At 68.2% G+C, this 638-nt stretch carries 1 pseudogene; it reads right to left on the minus strand.

Going from position 1 to position 638, the window contains the following annotated elements:
* Window positions 1-638, minus strand: a pseudogene (carB, locus tag KUM32_RS37485) (carbamoyl phosphate synthase large subunit); the annotation flags it as partial.

A 638-nucleotide genomic window follows, 5' to 3' on the forward strand; every position in this document is an offset into this window, starting at 1 on the left:
GGGTCTGGTACTCGCGGTCGGTGAGCGTCATGGCCGGCGCGACGGTAATCGAGTCGCCGGTGTGCACGCCCATGGGGTCGAAGTTCTCGATGGAGCACACGACCACGACGTTGTCGTTCCTGTCGCGCATCAGCTCCAGCTCGTACTCCTTCCAGCCGAGGATGGACTCCTCCAGGAGTACCTCGGTGGTCGGCGAGAGGGTCAGGCCCTGGCCGGCGATGCGGCGCAGTTCCTCCTCGTCGTGCGCGAAGCCGGAGCCGGCGCCGCCCATGGTGAAGGAGGGGCGGACCACGACCGGGTAGCCGCCGAGCTTCTCGACGCCGTCCAGGACGTCGTCCATCGAGTGGCAGATGACCGAGCGGGCGGACTCGCCGTGACCGATCTTGGCGTTGACGGCCGCGACGACGTCCTTGAACTGGTCGCGGTCCTCGCCCTTGTTGATGGCCTCGACGTTGGCGCCGATCAGCTCGACGCCGTACTGGGTCAGCACGCCCGAGTCGTGCAGCGAGATCGCGGTGTTCAGCGCGGTCTGGCCGCCGAGCGTGGGCAGCAGGGCGTCGGGGCGCTCCTTGGCGATGATCTTCTCGACGAACTCGGGGGTGATCGGCTCGACGTACGTGGCGTCGGCGATCTCCGGG

It is taken from the genome of Streptomyces sp. AC627_RSS907 (assembly GCF_019049165.1).